Annotated in this window: 14 protein-coding genes and 4 pseudogenes; 15 read left to right on the top strand and 3 right to left on the bottom strand. The window is 40.2% G+C overall.

Annotation, left to right across the window (positions count from 1 at the left end; translation table 11 throughout):
* The first annotated feature begins 41 nt into the window (after positions 1–41).
* Positions 42–692 carry a hypothetical protein gene (locus tag R2I63_RS03860; protein WP_316359048.1) on the top strand — a complete coding sequence of 217 codons (651 nt, stop codon included), beginning with the start codon at positions 42–44 and terminating at the stop codon, positions 690–692.
* A gap of 1 nt (position 693) precedes the next feature.
* Here the strand turns inward: R2I63_RS03860 and serS are convergent, their stop codons facing one another.
* Positions 694–1,965 carry a serine--tRNA ligase gene (gene serS / locus R2I63_RS03855; protein WP_316359044.1) on the bottom strand — a complete coding sequence of 424 codons (1,272 nt, stop codon included), beginning with the start codon at positions 1,963–1,965 and terminating at the stop codon, positions 694–696.
* A gap of 108 nt (positions 1,966–2,073) precedes the next feature.
* Here serS and R2I63_RS03850 point away from each other — a divergent pair, with 108 nt between their 5' ends.
* The 6 genes and pseudogenes from R2I63_RS03850 to R2I63_RS03825 all read left to right on the top strand — a co-directional run.
* Positions 2,074–3,192 carry a UPF0158 family protein gene (locus R2I63_RS03850; RefSeq protein WP_316359042.1) on the top strand — a complete coding sequence of 373 codons (1,119 nt, stop codon included), beginning with the start codon at positions 2,074–2,076 and terminating at the stop codon, positions 3,190–3,192.
* Entirely contained in the window at positions 3,192–5,228 is a 2,037-nt protein-coding gene (locus R2I63_RS03845) for an alpha-ketoacid dehydrogenase subunit alpha/beta (RefSeq protein WP_316359040.1), read from the top strand. The genes R2I63_RS03850 and R2I63_RS03845 overlap by 1 nt, the downstream gene beginning before the upstream one ends.
* Positions 5,229–5,357: 129 nt before the next feature.
* Positions 5,358–6,010, top strand: a pseudogene (locus tag R2I63_RS03840) (IS6 family transposase).
* A gap of 590 nt (positions 6,011–6,600) precedes the next feature.
* Positions 6,601–10,953, top strand: coding sequence for an NACHT domain-containing protein (locus R2I63_RS03835; RefSeq protein ID WP_316359038.1), 4,353 nt, complete (start codon positions 6,601–6,603; stop codon positions 10,951–10,953).
* Between the two features lie 30 nt (positions 10,954–10,983).
* Positions 10,984–11,274 carry a transposase gene (locus R2I63_RS03830; protein WP_316357269.1) on the top strand — a complete coding sequence of 97 codons (291 nt, stop codon included), beginning with the start codon at positions 10,984–10,986 and terminating at the stop codon, positions 11,272–11,274.
* Positions 11,241–12,122, top strand: a pseudogene (locus tag R2I63_RS03825) (IS3 family transposase); the annotation flags it as partial. The gene R2I63_RS03830 and the pseudogene R2I63_RS03825, both read left to right, overlap by 34 nt.
* An 18-nt stretch (positions 12,123–12,140) precedes the next feature.
* Here the strand turns inward: R2I63_RS03825 and R2I63_RS03820 are convergent.
* Positions 12,141–12,476, bottom strand: a pseudogene (locus R2I63_RS03820) (transposase); the annotation flags it as partial.
* On the opposite strand from R2I63_RS03820, the gene R2I63_RS03815 reads away from it, so the two are divergent.
* Both R2I63_RS03815 and R2I63_RS03810 read left to right on the top strand, forming a co-directional pair.
* Positions 12,475–12,843: an IS630 transposase-related protein gene (locus R2I63_RS03815; protein ID WP_316358912.1), complete on the top strand. Its 369-nt coding sequence runs from the start codon at positions 12,475–12,477 to the stop codon at positions 12,841–12,843. The pseudogene R2I63_RS03820 and the gene R2I63_RS03815 overlap by 2 nt on opposite strands.
* Positions 12,767–13,300, top strand: coding sequence for an IS630 family transposase (locus R2I63_RS03810; protein ID WP_316359726.1), 534 nt, complete (start codon positions 12,767–12,769; stop codon positions 13,298–13,300). Before R2I63_RS03815 ends, R2I63_RS03810 begins: the two co-directional genes overlap by 77 nt.
* A 20-nt stretch (positions 13,301–13,320) precedes the next feature.
* On the opposite strand, the pseudogene R2I63_RS03805 reads toward R2I63_RS03810, so the two are convergent.
* A pseudogene (locus R2I63_RS03805) lies at positions 13,321–13,620 on the bottom strand (transposase); the annotation flags it as partial.
* A gap of 46 nt (positions 13,621–13,666) precedes the next feature.
* Here R2I63_RS03805 and R2I63_RS03800 point away from each other — a divergent pair.
* From R2I63_RS03800 to R2I63_RS03775, 6 genes are all read left to right on the top strand, one after another.
* The gene (locus R2I63_RS03800; protein ID WP_316356171.1) at positions 13,667–14,176 is read left to right on the top strand and encodes a helix-turn-helix domain-containing protein; all 510 of its coding nucleotides are present in this window, start codon (positions 13,667–13,669) and stop codon (positions 14,174–14,176) included.
* An 8-nt stretch (positions 14,177–14,184) separates the two neighbouring features.
* On the top strand, positions 14,185–14,724 hold the full coding sequence (locus R2I63_RS03795) for an IS630 family transposase (RefSeq protein ID WP_316355518.1): 540 nt from the start codon (positions 14,185–14,187) through the stop codon (positions 14,722–14,724).
* A gap of 599 nt (positions 14,725–15,323) precedes the next feature.
* Positions 15,324–16,517: an ISAs1 family transposase gene (locus R2I63_RS03790; protein WP_316357147.1), complete on the top strand. Its 1,194-nt coding sequence runs from the start codon at positions 15,324–15,326 to the stop codon at positions 16,515–16,517.
* Positions 16,518–16,536: 19 nt separating this feature from the next.
* Positions 16,537–17,121 carry a hypothetical protein gene (locus R2I63_RS03785; protein WP_316359036.1) on the top strand — a complete coding sequence of 195 codons (585 nt, stop codon included), beginning with the start codon at positions 16,537–16,539 and terminating at the stop codon, positions 17,119–17,121.
* A 327-nt stretch (positions 17,122–17,448) separates the two neighbouring features.
* Positions 17,449–17,910, top strand: coding sequence for a DDE-type integrase/transposase/recombinase (locus R2I63_RS03780; protein ID WP_316359035.1), 462 nt, complete (start codon positions 17,449–17,451; stop codon positions 17,908–17,910).
* A 66-nt stretch (positions 17,911–17,976) separates the two neighbouring features.
* The gene (locus R2I63_RS03775; RefSeq protein WP_316359033.1) at positions 17,977–18,138 is read left to right on the top strand and encodes a hypothetical protein; all 162 of its coding nucleotides are present in this window, start codon (positions 17,977–17,979) and stop codon (positions 18,136–18,138) included.
* Positions 18,139–18,272: the final 134 nt, after the last annotated feature.

Genomic DNA, 18,272 nt, shown 5'->3' with positions numbered 1-18,272 from the left:
TGCTCAGTGTCGGCTTTAATTCCAAATGAGAGGAACAATCAATGGAAAGTATGACAAGAAATGTAATGGGTCTTACTCGTTGGATAACAGATAAGAGTTTTCAAGCATTGCAGTCACTAAATTCGAGTTCTCAAAAAGCCCAAGAAGACCTCAAACTGCATGGGAAAAGTGTTCTTGTGAAATATAATGAGGAATCAGAAGGCCCTACAGCGAAAGAAATTAAAAAAATTGTACTTGCCATTCTGCAGCCTGTACAGACTCTAGAAGTCACAGGGGTGGCGGCTACAATCGGTTTTTATTTGGCGTCGAAAGTGATGCCCTGGCCCATTAGTTGGATCTGCAATGCTGCAATAGTGGGCTCTGCCTACTTTACTTTTCAGATTTGGCAAGCTAAAGACGCAATTCTTGAAGAATTTTTCTTTTTTGAAAAAAAGGGAGTACATAAAATTGATAAAAAGGAATTTCTTACGCATGCCGATAATTTAGCGGATCGAGTACTTGCAAAATGTACGCTATTTAGACTGGTGACCTCTGCTGACCAGACTCGGTCCTTCCGCGACATGGGAGACATTGTGAGGAATATGATCGATGGAGCCAAAAATGAGCAAGAGTTACAGAAGTTGGTTTCTGAAGTTTCTTTTATTGGCACATTGTTTCAGCTTGTAGGTCAAGCTGAGCAGGAGCGTCTATAGCTTAAGTTAAGGCATGCATCCCGTCTAAGTACTTATGGAGGACGGTCGGAATGATTACTGATCCGTCCTCTTGTTGGTTGTTCTCCAGAAGAGCAACCATCAGACGAGAAGTAGCAAGACCAGATCCATTCAAGGTGTGAACAAACTCAGGTTTATCATTCCCTTTCTTGAAGCGCATGTGCGAGCGGCGCGCCTGAAAATCGGTGCAGTTAGAAATTGAAGAGACTTCATAGTAACGGTCTTGTCCAGGGAGCCACACTTCCAAATCAATTGTTTTCGCAGAGGCGAAGGACATGTCACCCGTGACAAGAAGCATGGAGCGGTAGTGAACACCTAGCGCCAGAAGAATTTCCTCAGCACTTTGAACCATCAGATCATAGATTTTTTCACTTTCTTCAGGGTGGGTAACGCAGAACATTTCCACCTTATTGAATTGGTGCGTGCGGATAAGGCCTCGTTCTTGAGAGCCTGCAGCACCGGCTTCCCTTCTGAAGCATGGGGAGTAAGAGGTGTATTTGAGAGGGAGGGTGTCAGCATCAAGGATTTCGTCGTAGTGAATTCCATTAAGAACGGCCTCAGAGGTGGGGATCATATAGAGATGATGGTCTTTGTCTTGGAGCTTAAAAAGTTGATCTTCAAACTTTGGAAGATGAGCGGACCCAAATAAGATATCGGGGCGGCCTACTAAGGGAAGCATCCACTGCTCAAAACCATTTGAAACGTGGGTGTCGATCATAAAGTTAATGAGAGCCCATTCTAGGCGAGCACCCATGCCGCGATAAGCAGGCCAGCCACTTCCTCCAATTTTTGATCCTCTTTTGAAATCAAACAGCTGGAGCTTTTTGTTGAGTTCCATGTGATTTTTAGGTTCAAAGGAGAAGGAGGGCTTTGTGCCAACAGACTTAATTAAAACATTTTCTTGTGGGTCAAGAGATGCTTTAATATCATCAGCCGGAAGGTTGGGAAGACATCCTAATTCAAATTTCAATTGCTCTTCAAGCTCAGAAAGCTTGTGGTCGAGGGTTGAAATTTTTTCTTTTGCTCCTTCCATCGTTTTCAAAAGATTGGTAGTGTCCTCTCCCTTTCTTTTGCGCTCTCCAACTTTTTTTGCGCTTTGATTACGGCGCGTTTTAAGCTCTTCACTTTCAGCTTTAAGGGCGCGAATTTCTTCATCAAGGCTTAAGGTTTTTTTTAAGCTTGCTTCAGGGTCTTTTGTTTGAAGTTTTTTTTCGATTGCCGTGGGATTTTCACGGATGAGTTTGATATCGAGCATGCCTATTTCCTTTCCTCAGAGGATATACATCATTTCCTACTTGAAAGATAGGAAATTTGTTGATACCATAGGTTCTTCATTCATTTAAAGTTTTATTGAGCAGTTCCAATGGCAAAGCAGAAAAAACAAGAAGCACAAAATCCTCTTATCCTCCGGTTCCATAGACTCATGGATGCCTTTGCAAAGTCCGATGATGAGAGAGACTTTTACCTCGACACTATAGAAGGGTTCTTGGTGTTCGCAGATCTCGACAAAAGTTTTGAAGAGCTCGATCGCTTAGAAAAAGAGCTTCAGGAAAACCAAGAGAGGTACCGCCTTCTTCCGAAGATGACTTACTATGAAACCAAGAAGTTTATGGAAGGCTTTGTGAATGAAAAGGTTTATGATATCGACACAAAGGAAAAACTTCTTGATATCATTGGGTCTAAAGAATCGAGGGAAAATTTCCTTGAATTTATTTATGATCACCTAACCGAACTCGAAAAGTGGCAGCAGTATTATCACGAACGTTCCCGAATCCGTATTATCGAGTGGCTCCGTCAAGAAGAGATCCGTTTTGCGTTTGAAGAAGATCTTGATATCGTCAAGCCAACTTTGGAGAAAGTGAAGCAAAATCTTTTTGAGGTAAAAGTTTCAAAAGAAATTCAAGGCGCTCGTGATGCTATTACCACAAAATCAAAGACCTATTATTCGAATGAGGCATTAAACCCTCGACCTAAGAGAGGACGTCCTCCAAAGCAAGCGCAAAAAGTAGAGCTTGAACCTCAGTATACCGTTGACATCTATATGACAGTTCCTCCTGCTGTGCGCCCCTTTCAATTTAACCCTGACTTTACCAGCACTGCTGTGACCTTCTCTGCAAAATTCGATACAGAAGCTCAGCTCATTGCAAGCCTTCGAGGAAGCTCACGCGTAAAAATTGATACAAAACTCGAAGCTTTATCTCAGCGTCTTGAATCGCTCCGTCACTTGTCAGATCGACTCAAAGGCTCTTCTGGGCTAGGAATTGAGTCGGAAGAGAAAATGATTCAAGCTATAAGCCAACAAGGCAAAGAGCCTGAAAAAGCAAAAATCTCTAGTATCGCAAAAGGCTTTCTTCCAAAGAAAAAGGGAAAGCAGCCTAAAGATAAGGGAGAGATCCAAGAGATGATGCAGAAAAAGCGTCAAGCAGGGATCAAACAGGTGACCCCGATTAAGAGGGGCAAGAAAGAGAAGGATGAGGAGTGATGGTTACAACCACGCCCGTACAAGAACTTCTTGACCTCGCCTCTAATCAAAGGTGTTATAAGACCCTTGAAGGGGTCTATCGTGCACGCTTCATGGATGAGAAAATGCAAAAGCTTGTTCGACAGAACAAGGGCGGAACTTTCCATCTATACACGGGTGGTCATGAACTTATTGGCGTGATGTCCGGTCAGGCCCTTATCGCTGGAAAGGACTGGGGCCTTCCCTACTACCGTGACCGTGCCTTTGCCGTTGGCTTGGGGTGCGATCTTAGTGAAATATTTGGTGCTTTCTTAGCACGCGAAGTTCCCCATCACTCGGGGGGACGCATGATGCCCGACCATTTCTCTCATAAGCAGTTCCGTATTCCGTGCCAATCAAGTGTTGTTGGTTCTCAATTTTTGCAAGCAGTTGGCGTAGCTAAAGGTTCCCGCCTTTCTGGAACAGATGAGGTTGTTTATGTGTCTGGTGGCGACGGGTCTACCTCGCAAGGGGATTTCCATGAAGCTCTAAACTATTCATGCCTTCACAAGCTAGGGGTGATCTTTGTGATCCAAGACAATGGATGGGCGATTTCTGTTCCTGTTGAAGATCAAACAGCAGGGGGCTCTATTGCGCACATGGCGAAGGGCTACACCAACCTAACTGTTCATGAAATCGATGGGTGTGATTACGAGGCGGTATCAAAGGCGCTTCACGCAGCTGTTCAAAAAGGACGCAGGCTAGAAGGACCTACTCTTATCGTTGCAAAGGTTCCCCGCCTTGGTGCTCATAGTAGCAGTGACGATCCAAAGAAGTATAAAACCGACGATCATTTCGAAGCTGATGCCATCCGTGACCCGATTCCTCGCCTTGAAGAATACTTGCTTAAAAACAACATACTTACTCAAGAAGAGGTTGAAGCGCTTCGCGATAAAGTTAAAGAAGAGATCGAAACCGCAGCTATAGAAGGAGAGGGATTTCCTCTTCAAGATCCTGAGCGAGTTCTTGACCATATTTACAAAGATGTTGACACCACGTTTAGTGAAACCCCAGACAAGAGGGGTGAAAGCGTCGTAATTATGGATGCGATCAATCATGCCATAGATGAAGAAATGGAAAGAGATCCTGGCGTCATTGTTTTTGGGCAAGATGTTGCTCGCGGGAAGGGAGGCGTTTTTGGAATTACCCGTGGTTTAACAGATAAATATGGTGAAGAGCGGTGTTTCAACACTCCGCTTGCAGAGTCCACGATTGTTGGAACAGCTATAGGTCTTTCTGTTCATAGTCATTTTAAGCCTGTTGTAGAAATTCAATTTGCTGACTATATCTGGACGGGTTTCAATCAACTTTACAATGAACTTGCCAGCTTTCATTACCGCGCAAATGGTGAATGGAACTGCCCCATCGTGATCCGCATGCCCTCTGGTGGATATATCCAGGGAGGTCCCTACCATTCCCAAAATATCGAAGCATTTTTGGCTCATTGCCCTGGCCTCAAAGTTGTAATGCCTAGCAATGCGGCTGATGCAAAGATGCTTTTAAAAAGCGCCATTCGAGACCCCAACCCTGTCATTTTCCTTGAGCACAAAGCTCTCTATCGCCAGCGCGTATTCTCCGCAAAACCTGAACCGACAAAAGATGAAATCATTCCGCTTGGTAAAGCCACTGTTGTTCGGGAAGGAACCGATGTCACCCTTATCGCCTGGGGACTCATGGTTCATATGGCCTCGGAAGTGGCGCAAAAACTTGAAGACGAAGGGATTTCTGTTGAAATTATCGACCTTCGCACGATCGCACCTTTAGATATAGAGACCATTCTCACTTCAATCGAGAAAACAAGCAAAGCTTTGATTGTGCATGAGGCTCCTGTCACATGTGGGTTTGGTGCTGAAGTTTCTGCACAAATTTCAGAGCAAGCCTTTGAGCTTCTCGATGCGCCTCTGAGGCGTCTTGGCGGCAAGAACACCTGCGTTCCATACGCCAAGCACTTAGAAGATGCCGTTCTTCCTCAAAAGGGAGATCTCGAGAGCGCTGTCCGCACTCTCGCCACCTACTAAAAGTTTGCCCCCGCTCAAATAGACATAAAATGCTCTTAAAGCGGTAGTGTTGCAAAAAACATCCATCTGGCAACAAAAATCCTCTTAAAGATAAAATTTGTGGCTAGTGAATTTTTAAAGAGAGGCCTTATGAACCCAACAAATCCGTTCAAATGGAGGCATTATTCATCGGAAATCATTTTGCTATGCGTAAGATGGTACTTACGTTACTGTTTGAGTTATAGAAACTTGGAGGAAATGATGAATGAGCGTGGATTGAAGGTCGATCACACCACGATTTATCGATGAGTTCAGATTTATGGAGAGTCGATGAAACCTATATCAAGATCAAAGGAGTTTGGCACTACCTCTATAGAGCAATAGATTCGAATGGAGAAACAATCGATTTTTACTTAAGCGAAAGAAGGGATGCCTCTGCAGCGCTCACTATCTTCAAAAAATTAGCAAAAGCAGGAGAGCCGCGGGTTATTAGTGTAGATAAGCATGCGTCTTATCCTCCAGCTTTTTCCTCTATGCAAGAAGAAGGTATTTTTAAGGAAACAAACCTCAGAAAAGTCAAGTACCTCAACAACCTTTTGGAACAAGACCATAGAAATGTGAAAAGGCAATATCACTTTTCTATGGGATATCACAGCCTAGAAACGGCTAGGAATACAATAGACGGAATCGAGTCGATGCATATGATTTTCAAAGGACAAATTGAAGTGATATCGGGTGGAAATGCCTATGACGTAAAAACATTTATTGAAAATTTATTTCAAGGGAACGAACTAGCAGCTTAACGACAAAAAGAGAGAAAAAAGCTTCTGCTTGGATGGACTTGGTGTTCTTTCAACACTACCCTGGAGACTCTTCCTTGAGCTCTCTAAATGAAGAACAAGGGCGCGTTATTTTTAAAACGCTCTTCTAATACTGAAACCGGGGATAGTTTTCGTTGTTCTCTGTGCACTACTTGGGCCCATTAATCCCACTTGCTTGCCAAGCTTCCAACTTCTTTTTCCATTCTTTTCTTTTGGACAGGCTTCTCTTTGGCATCGATTTTCTCCTCTTAAAAATCTTTGCCACCTAACATGCAACATTCCTGCACCTTTTTAAACCTGGCTAGAATTGACGCTTACGATGGGGAGGACATTTTAACTTAACCTTGACATGTGAAAAAAAAATCTTGACACAATCTTAACTCAGGTAGAGAATGCTTCAAGCATAAGACTTTGCTATTAGAGGTTAGATAAAGGAGGTTCTTTCTTATGTCGTCATCTGTTTTTCCCTCTAGACTAGTCCTTAAAGGTAATTGTATGCCTGATTTTCAAGAAAGTTCAACGCTCATGCATATGATTAAAAGACAAATTTAAGTGGTGAATAGGAGTGCAAAATGAGCTTAAGAGTTCATCATCAATTTCAACTAAACCAACTGAGCAGAACTGAAGGATCCCCCGATATCCTTAATCCAAAGCTCCAAGATTTAGTAAAATTGATGCAGGCAGAAACTTGTTCTCTTCCTGTGCAAAAAGCTCATCAATTGCAAGATCGACAAGCACTTATCGCTCGCATTGCAATGTATAAATTCCAATTGGAAACTTTAAAAGAAGAGGGAATGCCAGAAGAAAACCTCTTTCGCTTACACGTTATATTATCTTCGTTATCACATTCCCTCTGCTGCAAGACTCATACGATTGTAACTGATCCGTTAACCGGAGAAAGATTTAGCCCACTGCAGATCGCCTTGTTAGGAGGAGGGTGTGGAGTATCTCAAGAAGCACCTTTTTTAGACCTCTCAAATAGCTACAAACCTTCCTTAGTCAGTCCAGACACACCTGACGCAACACAAAGATACAAGGAGAAAGCAGAGCAACTTTTAGAAAGCGCTTCATTTATGAGAGATAGCGACTCTAGAGCCCAGGTTATGCAAGCGATTCAATGGATAACACGTTTCCAACCCTATGCTCTTGAAGCCATATTACCTAAAAAAGCAGAAGAAAGTCTTTCCGATCTTCTTGAGTCTTTAAAAATTGTATTAGACATTCAAGAAAATCTTGTGGGGGCTGCTCTAGCAGAATTATCTCATGCAATCCTTAATAAAATTTTTGAAACAACCCAAAAAGATTCCTCTTATTGCATTAGTGAAAAGGCAAAGGAGAAGTGGCTAGAGATTCTTGAACATGGAAAGAAAAAAATTACAACTCACTCTCATCTGCCAACCAATGCTCTTACATATGAGATAGATATTATCAAAAGAGGAGTGAATATTCTTGCAGATACAAAAAAAACAGGAAAAGAAGCCCTAGAGAAAATCGTCGGAGGCGCTTTAAAGTCAGTGGTGGCTTTTTCTATTGATCCATCTTTTTTTGAAGGACTAAAAGAAGGGGCTCTTTATCTGGGAAAGAAGCTTTATCATGAACATGAGGCAAAAGCTTTTAAGACGATTCTTTATCTAGAATCGTGCCAAGCAGATCTTAAACAAACTATTTGTAATATAAAAGAGAACGTCTCTTCCTCTATGCTAGCAAAAAAAATCGTAGCCATTCTTTCTAATGCCTCTGATCCTGCAAAGGCCATTAGAAAAATCCGTGCTGCGACTCAAAACGCTACCTCTTCAGAAGCTAGTAAAATCAATGATATTCTTGAGAGCGACTCTCTTAATCCTGAAGAAGCAATCAAAAGGATCAATAGTACCCTGAATCCCATAGAGGGGGTTAAAAATTTTCTTAGAGATATCCAAGACAAAGTGGTTGTTTCATCTGATCAGTGGCAAATCACTTACGCATGGATTAATCTTCTCACTAACTTAATTACTCAGCAAAATCAACCTTTTTCTAAGGCAGATCTTAGCTCTCAGTTAGTGAATAAAGAAAATATTGAAAATATTTGGAATGATCTTATCAAGAAAAAAATCCTCCTTCCTCTTTCAGGGGAGAGAGCTCTTTTAATTTCTGAAAATCTAAGAGAACTCTCACTAAAAAAAGCTTTTTCTGAAGAAGAGCTCTATCAAACCCTTAGTCATTTTGCCATCAAGAAAGCTCCTAGGGAATTAACAGAATTCATCTATCGTGGAGATGAAACTTTTAAAGGAATCGAAAAGTACCTTTGTTTTGGAACAGAAGAAACCATTCCTCTGAGTGAAGGAGCTGACAAAGTGGTTGCTCTTTTATCTTCTCAAAGTGACATTCAGGACTTTTTAAAAACTCTAGGTCCGATCAAAATTATTCACTCTTTTTTTCGATTTTTCCTTGTGACATCTGTGCAAGCTTTTAAAGAAAAGATAAAAATCTCTCAAGGACAGGGAGAGCCAATCTTCAGAAGAATTCATGAAGATCTTGCCACTTTAACAACGATCCTTAGAAAAGAACAAGCCGATTCAGAAACACTATTATCTGCTGCTACTTACCTCACAGACATGATTAAAATAGCAACAAAAGGACAGGCACAATTTGAAAGAAGGCTGGAAGCTTTTGACCGCTCTGAAAAAACTCTTTTATCCTTCTTTGAAGAACAAGAAAGAGGATTTAGTGAAGTACAAAAAATCGTCACAACCATTCGAGATGAAGGGCAAGATGCTTATGAAAAATACAAAAGCCTAAAAGAAGGTTTTGAAAAAGTAAAGAGATTTTTAGAAGAATCTCCTGTAAAAGTAGAGGCTCTACAAAAAGAATTAGAAGATATTTCTAATCAAGACAATCCTATTTTTTTGAAAACCTTTATTAAAGAACTTGAAAGTTTGAAAAATCAGCTTGTTGCACAGGACTTTCAAGAAAAAGAGATGAAGACATTGAACCTCCCCTCTCTTCCAGAAAACAATGACTTTTCTCTTTTGGAAAAAAAAGAGGAGCAAATGGATGGTTCTTTGACCATTATCCAGGAGAAATATCAACAGAAATATGAATTTCTTTCTCCGATTTTGGTTCAAATGGAGAAGGAGTGGAATAGGGATCCTCTTAACCTTCTCACAAAAGGAAAGCAGCGTCTAGAAAAAATTCTACAAGAAAAACAAGAAAATATAACCAACACATCTAAAACAATATTAGAGCTTACTAAATCTGATACGCTTCATACAATCTCAGATCTTTTTGTTCCTGTTAAAAGTGAATGGTTTTCTAAAATGACCAAGCTTCTTGAAGGAGATGCTTGGCGCGTTCGGGAAAAAGCTCTTTCTTCCTTATATCATCTAAAAACCTTTGCTAAAAATGAGCTCCCTATTGAGGAGGTGCAAAAGGCTCTTTTATTTAGAAAAATCTATGAAACGCACCCTAAAGTCAGGCTTCTTATCAATAATCCTGATTGGGCGATCTATATGACGGTCGTACTTCAAGAGTGTTGGCAAACAGAGCAAGAGAAAATTAAAGAGGACATTAAAGAGCGGTTTGAAACACTGCAAGAAGTTCAAAATCAAATCAGTCATGAACCTAATTTAGAAAAGCAAAGAAAAATCATTGCCTACTGCCAAGGAAAACAGAAAGAGCTCAATGCTGTTTTAGATAATCTCACTGGTATGCAAGATCAAATGGGGCTGGCCATTCAATTCCTTGGGGATATGAAATCTCAACTATTTGCCATCCAACAAGATCTGAAGGAGATCCAGGCAGATGTAAAAGAAATTAAAAAAGGGGTTGAATTTCTTGTAGGAAAACCAATTGATGAACTTTTCTCCTTTCGCAAGGAGATGGCAGCTCAAAACCCTGCTCTTAATAAAGTCTATATTTCTATTGATTGCTATTCTGTTGAAAACAACAACGAGAAAAAACCTCTCATGGATGAGGTATTGACCTTTATCACTTATCCAAAAGAGAAGGAAACTAGAAAAGGATCTGTTTCAAAGCGACCTGCATTCAAAGGTAAAACAACCCTTCTCATTACCGGAGAACCGGGGGCTGGAAAATCGACTTTTATGCGTCATTTAGAACATGAATTATGGGAAAAGAAAAAAGCTGCATGGAAAGATATAGGCAAAGCTGAGTCTAAAAAAATCATTCCGATTGTTTGCTCTTTACCTCGTCTTCAACAACCCTTAACAGACCTTGTTCAAGAAACATTAGAGCGAGAATATGGTTTTGATGAAAGAAATATTCGAGAGCTAAAAGATAAAGCAAGAGAAGGAATCTATAACATTGTCTTTATCTTGGACAGTTATGATGAAATAAACCCCCGCTACCAATACAAAAACCTCTATGACAGTAACGATTTAGAACTGTGGGGAAACCCCGTTTCTATGGGATTTCCAAAAGTCATCATCACCTCTAGAATTGAATATTTAGAATCCCATCCTGGGTACGACTCTCTTTTTCACCCTAAAATATCAGATGCCCTTGAAGATTATGATGCCCAAAGCCGTTACATGGAAAGACGCATTGCCCCCTTCGTAGATCAGAGGAATGATTACTTCAACCAAATCTATCTACGATCCATTCAAAGACGATGGGATGGAAAAAAGTACAATCAAAAAAATATGAAGATACTCATTGAGCTGCTAAATATAGAAACACCCATTGAACTTTCCGATATTAAAGAGCATTTTGACCCTGTATTCCTCCAAAGAGAAGAAAAATATCTCGAGGAGCTGTGGAGTCCTAAAAAATATCTAAGTGAAATCAAAGCGATTCCAGAATTAGAGGAATTCCTTAAAACCCCTTTTATGACTGAAATCATTGTCGATGTATTGCCAGGGATTAGACAAGAACTGGGAAAAGAAAGCACTGACCTTGCCCCGAAAAAGTGGACGGATATGATATAGACTTTTCAAGAAAATGAGGAGTTTAAAAGAATGAAGAAATTTGACGAAGAATTCAAAGCCAATGCAGTTCGTTTAGTCAGAGAAGAAAGGATGAAAATCAAAGACGTGGCACATGATTTAGGAATTGGTAAATCAACGCTTAGCTACTGGTTAGGACTCAATCGAAAGGGAGAGCTTATCAAAACGGCAAGTCAAAAAAAAGAAGATGAAGATATGAGAAAACTCAGAAAAGAGAATCGCATCTTAAAAGAGGAAAGAGACATCCTAAAAAAAGCCATGGGCATCTTCTCATCAATGTCAAAAGCAGATACAGAATTATGAAAAAGCTAAGGAACCAGCATTCCATAGAGAAGATGTCCAAGGTATTCAGGGTGTCAAAAAGCGGCTATTACCGCTTTTTGACTTCCTCCCATGGTAAAAGAGCCCAAGAAGAAAAGATCTTAGAAGGAGAAATTGAAGTACTTTTTCATGAACATAAATCAAGAGCAGGCAGCCCGAAAATATGGGTAGATCTTAAAGAAAAAGGATACGCATGTGGCAGAAAAAGAGTGGCTAAGATCATGAAAAAGAAGGGGTTGTCAGCAAAAGTTCCTAAGAAATGGAAGGGAGTAAAAAGAGTTGTGGATCAAAAGAAACCCAACCTTCTTAAGCAGGATTTTCATGCCTCATCACAAAACTATAAGTGGGTCAGCGATATCACCTATATCCGCACAGGGAAAGGATGGGCATACTTGTGTGCGATCATGGACCTTTACTCCAGAAAAATCGTAAGTCACAATGTGAAATCACACATGAGACAAGAGGTTGTTGTTCAGGCATTAGAACAAGCAATGGTAAGAAGAAAAGGTTCAAAAAAAGGACTAATTTTTCATTCAGACCAAGGAGTACAATATGGGTCACAATCAGTTGAAAAGCTTCTTGAGCACAACGGAATCATAGGAAGTATGAGCAGCAAAGGAAGCTGCTATGACAATGCTGCAATGGAGAGTTTCTTTAGCACCTTGAAGAGAGAGTGTGTAAGAGGCAAGATTTACAAGGATGTGAAAGATGCTGAAAATGAAATATTTAACTACATAGAGTGTTATTACAATACTAAAAGAAGACACTCAACATTGGGATACGTAAGCCCAACAAAATTTGAAGAAAAGTGCCAAAAAAGCCTATATTAAAACCGTCCACAAAATCGGGGCAAGGTCAAACACCATTGAAAGCGTCGCTATCCTGGAGCCACATCCCTTTGTTTGTCTCGACCGGTGCCTAATCGTTGCAAAGGTTGATTCTATCGGGTTTGTCGTCCTAATGTGCTGCCAATGCTGGGCTGGATAGTCATAGAAAGTGAGGAGCTGATCCTCATCTTTCGTCAAGCATTTACATGCCTTTGGGTGCTTTGCTTTTATTCCCTCCTCTTTTGTTGGAGACATATACATACCATGGATCATTGACTTTGCATCAACCTGAACCGATTTTGGCATCTTATCGAGGATATAGCTAAAATATTTCGTTTTAGTTATAATTTTTTGAATGACATATTCGCTAGATTTTAGAAAAAAAGTTCTATCGATCCGAAGCAAAGAAAAATTAAGCTTTGCCCAAGTAGCAAGACGCTTTGGAGTAAGTGTAAATAGTGTGTTTCTCTGGTCTAAGAGGTTAGAGCCGAGGCGCACTAAAATCAGACCTGCAATAAAGATTGATAGAGAGATCTTGATGGAGGATATCAAGAAATACCCTGATGCCTTCAACTATGAACGAGCACACCGTCTCAAAGTAAGCACTTCAGGCATTCGGTGTGCCATGAAGAGGTTAAGAATTAGCTATAAAAAAAACTCTCAACCATCCCAAGGCCTGCGAAACAAAAAGACAAATCTTTCAAGGAAAAATCGCAGAATATAAACGTTTGGGAAAGCCAATTGTATATATTGATGAAAGCGGGTTTGCCCATGATATGCCCCGCACCCACGGTTACTCCAAAATAGGACAGCGATGTTTTGGTACTCATGATTGGGGAGCAAAAGGAAGAACAAATGCAATAGGGGCATTACTTGGAACAAGCCTCCTTACACTTGCGTTATTCGAGTGCAATATTAATACAGACGCCTTTTCCATTTGGGCAGAGGAGGACTTGCTACCGAAACTTCCCTCTGAAAGTATTCTGGTTATGGATAATGCTTCATTCCATAAAAGCAAATCTATGCAAGAGAAGATCCACGCTGCAGGCCATACCTTGGAATATCTTCCTCCCTATTCCCCTGATCTAAACCCTATTGAACACAAGTGGGCACAGGCAAAGTCTAAGCGAAGAAAATATCAATGTGGAATAGACGAACTTTTCAAGGAGCACTGCCTATAACTAATTTAAGTCACTTTAGCTATATTGGCAGTTTTGTGTACCCAGCAACGTTGCTGAGCACATCCAGGAAACTCCTCTTTTCAAGCAGTCCAAAATCCGAGAGCCCCATCTCCAACTGATAGTTTTGGGCCCTGTTTCAGTCCTTTGGATTTAAGATCCTGCAGCACTGTTTTCCAAGACAGCTTGCTTTCTCCGTCGTAAATCGCAACCATTTCCTTTGTTCCATCCGCAAGTGCCCCTATGATAACAAGCAAGCAAGGGCGATCGCTACTGAGCCTCACATTGAAGTAATACCATTCGTAAAAAGTAAAGTCATAAATTTAATTGGTCTTTTCATATAAGCTGTTTGACTTTAACAGGAGGTGAGTGTTGAGAGGAAGAAAGGCCGCTCAGATAAAAGGACTTGATCAGTACGATTTCGATAAGCTTGCTAAAACAGAGGGGAGTCCAAGAGAAAGGAGGAGGTTTCTGGCATTTGCCCATCTCCAAGAAGGGAAGACGTTTACAGAAACAGCAGCCTTTGTACGGGTGAAACTCAGGTCTTTGATGAGGTGGATCAAGAGATTTAGAACGGAAGGTTTCGAAGGGTTAAAAGATAAGCCGGGTAGAGGTAAGAAGCCATTGATACCTCTAGAAAATCAAGCTGCATTCAGGCAAGCTGTTTTAGAGCTGCAAGAGAAGAAAGTAGGTGGTCGTATCAAAGGGAGGGACATTTTGGAATTGATGAAAACAAAATATGGAGTCGACCCATCTTTGAAGACGGTATACAATACATTGAAAAGGGCTGACCTCGTCTGGATCTCGGGTCGATCAATTCACCCCAAGGCAGACTTAGAAGCCCAAGAGACTTTTAAAAAAACTTCTCAGAAAAAGTAGTTGAGGCATTGCCAGCAGGAGTAGAAATAGAGTCTGTTGATATTTGGTTCCAAGATGAGGCTAGAGTGGGGCAAAGAGGCACTGTAACCCGTACATGGGCCAATAAAGGAACACGTCCTCGGCTCGCACGTCAGCAGCAATTTGAATACGCTTACATATTTGGAGCTATTTGCCCCGTTAGAGATGAAGCTGTAGGCCTTGTAATGCCAGCTGTAAATACAGAGGCAATGCTTGTGCATCTTGAGCACATTTCCATGAAGATTCCTGAAGGAAGGCATGCAGTTATTGTGCTGGATAGAGCTGCTTGGCATACAACAAAGCGACTTAAAAGGTTTAGCAACATAAGCCTTCTACCGCTTCCTCCGGTTTCTCCAGAGTTGAATCCAACAGAACAAGTATGGCAAACGCTTCGAGATGAACATCTAGCGAATCGCTGTTATGAAGATTATGATGCGATTACAATGGCCTGCTGCGATGCATGGAATGCATTTGTTGACACTCCAACCAGAGTGAGAAGGCTCTGCTCAAGACCGTGGGCTATTTTATGACGTTATTTTTTACGAATGGTATTACATAAAGCTCAGCAAAAGCCTGCTCAGCCTATTCAGTGAGATAAATTGTTGCTTTAATTTTCTTAGTCGACTTAGATTTTGCTTTATTTTGACTTTTTTCTTCTTTAACAGCTTGGTTCATAAACATCTTTAGAGTTAATTGCTTATCCTTTTGCTTCTGATTTCTTCAACAGTTTTTATTCGTAATATTTATTATGACCAAAATCATGCCAAATAATTTGAACAGTGACATCAAAGACTGATTGATTTTTTGATGGAGGTGATCTGCTAGGGGAAGAACATCTCTTTGAAAAGCTTCAAACTTTCTTCTGATATGGCTGTAGCAGGAACACAGGGGCAAGTGGTCACAGTTTGTATATTATCAACGACTTAGCTTTGTTTTTTTTATAAAGCGCTTATTTTTAGTAATTTATAATTTAATTTTAATTTAAATGTTTAATAATATATTTATATATATTATAATATAATTATTCAAATTAAATGGGGGTTAAAAAACAGGGACTTTTCATAAAAAAGTTTTGACATCGACTAAGATTTAACGGAAGATAACACTTCTGATTAACTTAGAGGTGTTTATGTCAAAGAAACAAGTGGCCAAGTTCTATTCTGAAGTAGATCAACTCCTAGATCAGCAAGCCTTCATTGAGTCCATAGAAATAGAATTCAAAGATATCCAAGATCCACGTGCTAAAGATAACTTGTCGTATCCGTTGGTTGCCCTACTAGTCATTATCTTAGCAGCGGTCATAGCTGGGGCTAATGCTATCATCCATATTCATGAGTATGCATGTACAAAAATCAGCTTATTCCAACGGCTTCTTGGAATCAAAAAACCTCCCAGCTATACAGTGTTTTGGTGGCTTCTCGTTATGCTAAACCCCCAAAAATTACAAGAGACTTTCATTCGATGGATGAAAGCTCTTCCTGTTGAAGTGAAAAAGCAAATTATCGCAATCGATGGTAAAAGGCTCAATGGGGCATCCAAGCAAACAGTTCATCTTGTCTCGGCTTGGGAAACAGGTCGAAGTTTGTTGCTAGGCCAAGTCAAAACAGAGGAAAAATCAAATGAAATTACTGCCATTCCAGAATTGATAAAAGCCATAGATATCAAAGGATCAATTATCACTATTGACGCTGCAGGCTGTCAGAAAAAAATTGTGGAAGACATTCGCAGGGCAGGAGGCGATTACGTGATAGCTCTAAAAGGCAACCAAGGAACTTTACATGATGAAGCCCAAAACTTCTTCGATCAGGCAAGGGAGGTTGAATATGAAGGGGCAGAGTGTGCTAGGGCCAAGAAAATTGAAAAAGCTCATGGAAGAATCGAGGAGCGAGAAGTTGCTGTAGCCAGTAACCTAGAATGGTTAGACTGTCGAGAAGAGTGGCAAGACTTAAAGACTCTTATCGAAGTAACTTCAAGACGAGAAGTTAGGGGGAAAGTTAGCGTAGAAAAACGTCACTACATCTCAAGCCTTTCTTTAATTCCTCAGGAGGCGATAAAGCTAGTGCGAGGGCACTGGGGAATAGAGAACCATCTTCATTGGATGATGGACGTAGTTTTCAAAGAAGATGCCTGTTGTATAAGCACGGGTAATGCCCCTGAGAATTTTGCGGTTTTTCGGCGAATGGCGCAGTCGATACTTCAGGTAGATGCAAAGGGAACAAAAGGGATAGCAAAGAGACGGCGCCTAGCTGGGTGGAACGATAGCTATCTTATTAAACTACTTGGAATATTAATCAACGACATCTCTGTAAAGTCTTTTTTATGAAAAGTCCCTGGGTTAAAAAATGACTTCAAAAGTCTTAAGTACATTAAATACTTTTACAATGTTAATTGCACAACCATCTTCCATTAGAAAGGAAGTTATCGCTAAAGCAAAAGATACTTATCAGACAACAATGAAAAGTACTGGAGAACCAGACCCACGCGGAGAAATAATTGCAAAACATAATTATCCGAAAGATATTCAAGAGAAGTGGAAAACATTTGGCTATCACGCCTCTAACTTGGATCGATGGAAAGATCAAATTAAATCCGGAAAGGTTGCTGATATAGGTATAAAACTTTATCTTGGTGTTCCTCTTAATAGAAATGGACTAAAGATTGCTTCCCATTTTGCTGCAAATGGGAATGAATCTGTTATACTTGATATTGCATCAGAATCAGGCATCGTTAGAAATGATATTTTTAATACTTACTATGTACCATCATCCAACGGGAATTATATTAGAATTGCTTATAAAGTGTCAGAAGAGTGGCTAAACTACGTTAACAATCCAAGCATGCAGATGAGTACCTCAGCAAGAGTTGGATTAAGTTTAAGTCGCTCTATAGAAAAGTTAATCAATGAAACAAATCAACTACCTAAATAACAGCAAATGGGATAAAAAAGCACTCAATATTTTTTTAATTTTTAACCCACTTAATTAGCAAGTGGGTTAATCTTTTCTCCAAGATTCCTTCCTCCATTTTTCCGAAATTTCCCATATTTTTAAAATGGTAATATTGGTATCCCTTTGAAAACATATAGTGTTAAATGCACGGTTGTAGATAGGTTTTTTATCAGAGCCTATCCCGATAATCTATCCACCCAGTATTTAATAAGGCTAAAATTCAAGAATCCTTTCCAGTAATCTAATTTTCTTTCCCAACCCACAACAAGTCGTCTGAACGGTAGTGTTGCAAAAAATGAGATTTCGATGAAAAACCGCTTAAAGTGTATGCTTAAACCTATTGAAATTCAAGCAGGAAAAACAATCGATTTTTACTTAAGCGATAAACGCGATATGGTCGCAGCATTGACATTCTTTTGCCAAATATCTAGCTTTGGTAATCCTAAAGTAATTAATGTTGATAAATATGCTTGCTATCCTCCCGCGTTCAACGAAATGAAAGGGAACAAAGGATTCACTAAAAAAATGAAACTTCGTCAGGTCAAATACCTTAATAATATATTGGAACAAGACCACAGATCAATCAAAAGACAACATAGCTCTGCCATGGGATATAAGAGTCTGAAGACAGCAAGGAATACAATTACTGGCATTGAAGCCATGCACATTATTTTCAAGGGACAAATTGATGAGATCTCGGATGCAAACGCCCAAGACGTAAAGATATTTATTGAAGACCTTTTCGAGGTTAGAGGCTTAGCCGCCTAGACACCAAAGTTCTAGAAAATTAAAAGCCCCTGCTCGGAGACAAAGGTTTTTGCAACAGAACCCTCTATGGACAGGGAAGAGAAAATTTTTGAAACAGTCGATGCAACGGGCGATCCTGCTGATATCAGACTGAATAGTGAGAAAACAAGCTATGAATACACAGCAGAGCTTGAGCTTGTGATGTCCACAAGAGACAATTTCCTGACATGGAAAGACTACGACTACTAATTCCTTGAATAAGAATTTATTGAAGGGTTTTTCTATAGGGAGTACAATAGTTGCAGATGATATGGAGAAGCCTTTAATGCCGGAAAAAATTAATCCGCGGATCGATATCAGGGACTTTTCATGAAAAAGTTTTG

The sequence above is a fragment of the Candidatus Neptunochlamydia sp. REUL1 genome, assembly GCF_963457595.1.
In the GTDB taxonomy this organism is placed as follows: domain Bacteria; phylum Chlamydiota; class Chlamydiia; order Chlamydiales; family Simkaniaceae; genus Neptunichlamydia.
The sequence above is the reverse complement of the archived record's forward strand: the minus strand, read 5'-3'. Positions and strand labels throughout refer to the sequence as shown.

Coding starts and splice junctions, on each gene's coding strand:
- R2I63_RS03860 (WP_316359048.1), top strand. CDS start 42: ATGGAAAGTATGACAAGAAATGTAATGGGTCTTACTCGTTGGATAACA.
- serS (WP_316359044.1), bottom strand. CDS start 1,965: ATGCTCGATATCAAACTCATCCGTGAAAATCCCACGGCAATCGAAAAA.
- R2I63_RS03850 (WP_316359042.1), top strand. CDS start 2,074: ATGGCAAAGCAGAAAAAACAAGAAGCACAAAATCCTCTTATCCTCCGG.
- R2I63_RS03845 (WP_316359040.1), top strand. CDS start 3,192: ATGGTTACAACCACGCCCGTACAAGAACTTCTTGACCTCGCCTCTAAT.
- R2I63_RS03835 (WP_316359038.1), top strand. CDS start 6,601: ATGAGCTTAAGAGTTCATCATCAATTTCAACTAAACCAACTGAGCAGA.
- R2I63_RS03830 (WP_316357269.1), top strand. CDS start 10,984: ATGAAGAAATTTGACGAAGAATTCAAAGCCAATGCAGTTCGTTTAGTC.
- R2I63_RS03815 (WP_316358912.1), top strand. CDS start 12,475: ATGACATATTCGCTAGATTTTAGAAAAAAAGTTCTATCGATCCGAAGC.
- R2I63_RS03790 (WP_316357147.1), top strand. CDS start 15,324: ATGTCAAAGAAACAAGTGGCCAAGTTCTATTCTGAAGTAGATCAACTC.
- R2I63_RS03785 (WP_316359036.1), top strand. CDS start 16,537: ATGACTTCAAAAGTCTTAAGTACATTAAATACTTTTACAATGTTAATT.
- R2I63_RS03780 (WP_316359035.1), top strand. CDS start 17,449: ATGAAAAACCGCTTAAAGTGTATGCTTAAACCTATTGAAATTCAAGCA.
- R2I63_RS03775 (WP_316359033.1), top strand. CDS start 17,977: ATGGACAGGGAAGAGAAAATTTTTGAAACAGTCGATGCAACGGGCGAT.